The organism is Neisseria sp. P0021.S006 (assembly GCF_051956895.1).
In genome coordinates, this window is the sequence record NZ_JBQCWZ010000315.1 from 1 (window position 1) to 1511 (window position 1511).

The following is a 1511-nucleotide window of genomic DNA, read 5'->3' on the forward strand; positions in this document are numbered from 1 at the left end:
AGGGGAAACTCTGAAATGCGGCAAATGTGTGGACAGGCAGTTTACAGCCGAGCAACACGTCCCAAAAGAAATCAAACCCCTTACAGGAAAATCGATATGAATAAAGTCTTTAAAGTCATTTGGAACCACGCGACCCAGACATGGACCGCGGTTTCCGAGATCAGCCATGCACACGGCAAAAAATCCGCTTCTGACAAGCGTAAAGCCGTAGCTGCTGCAGTTGCAGCGGCAGGTGCTTTGATGGCTTCTAGTGCTGCTCAAGCAGGTGTGGAAACATCTGCTAGTACGATTACCATTAAATCAGATAATACCGGGAATGTCATTGGTACCAATCAAGGTATTGGCAATATCAATATCGGTACTGGCGCAAATACTTACAGAAACAACGGTAATAATGTAGTCTCTCATGACGCAATTGCGATTGGTTCTAGTGCGACTGGTACTGGTGATAAATCAGTAGCTATTGGTAAAGATGCAAAAGCAATTCAAGAAAATGGTGTTGCAGTTGGTTTTGGTGCAACTAATCAGTCTATTGACTCTGTTGCGATCGGTACAAAAGCAACATCAGGCAAAGATATGGACGTAGCTATTGGTAAGCAAGCAAATGCTAGTGGTGGCGAGTCTCTTGCTTTTGGTTCTGGATCAAAAGCATCTGGTCAGGCTACTATTGCCGTAGGTAAATCATCTAATGCTTCTGGTTCTTCTGCAGTTTCTGTTGGTTATGAGTCTGCTGCAGCTGGTAATAATGCTGTAGCTGTTGGTAAAAATACGACTGCAAGTGCTACCAATGCGGTTGCTGTTGGTTTGCGTGCTACTGCTACCGGTACTCGAGCTATTGCAACAGGTGCTGGTTCTACAGCAAGTGGCGAGCAATCTCTCGCAACAGGTTTTACAGCAAAAGCTTTGGGTAATAACTCTGTCGCTCATGGTAATGACGCAGTTGCTAGCCAAGCTGCTGACGTTGCTGTAGGTTTTGAAGCAAAAGCTGATGGTACCTCTACTGGTGCTGATGGTGATGGTGTTGTGGGTGCTAATAATGCCGGTTCAGCTATGGCAATCGGTACTAATGCTCAAGCAACCGGTATCGTAGCAACTGCCATCGGTCAACGTTCTCAAGCCCTGGCAAACGGTGCGGTAGCATTGGGTGGCGATGCTCAAGCTAAAAAAGGTTCTGCCGTAGCAATCGGTCGCGGTTCTGTCGCTGACGGCATTTCTGCTTCTGCCTTCGGTCCTGCTGCTAAAGCAAGTGCTCAATACGCGGTAGCATTGGGTGTACAAAGTAACGCTGCTTCTACGCAAGCGATTGCATTAGGCCGTGGCGCTCAAGCCAATGGCGGTGAATATGCAACTGCTCTGGGTAACGATGCTCAAGCAACAGCTAGAAACACTCTGGCTTTGGGTACTGAAGCTAAATCTACTATCGAAAACAGCGTAGCTCTGGGTAACGGTTCTACAACCAGCAACTTCGTACCTACTAGCAGCGGTACTGTTCGCGGCTACACTTACGGTGG

General features: G+C 47.5%; 1 protein-coding gene. It reads left to right on the forward strand.

The features are described 5' to 3' along the window. Positions 1-96: 96 nt before the first annotated feature. On the forward strand, positions 97-1511 hold a 1415-nt coding region (locus tag ACTHUM_RS13670; RefSeq protein ID WP_440403131.1), incomplete at its 3' end, for an ESPR-type extended signal peptide-containing protein.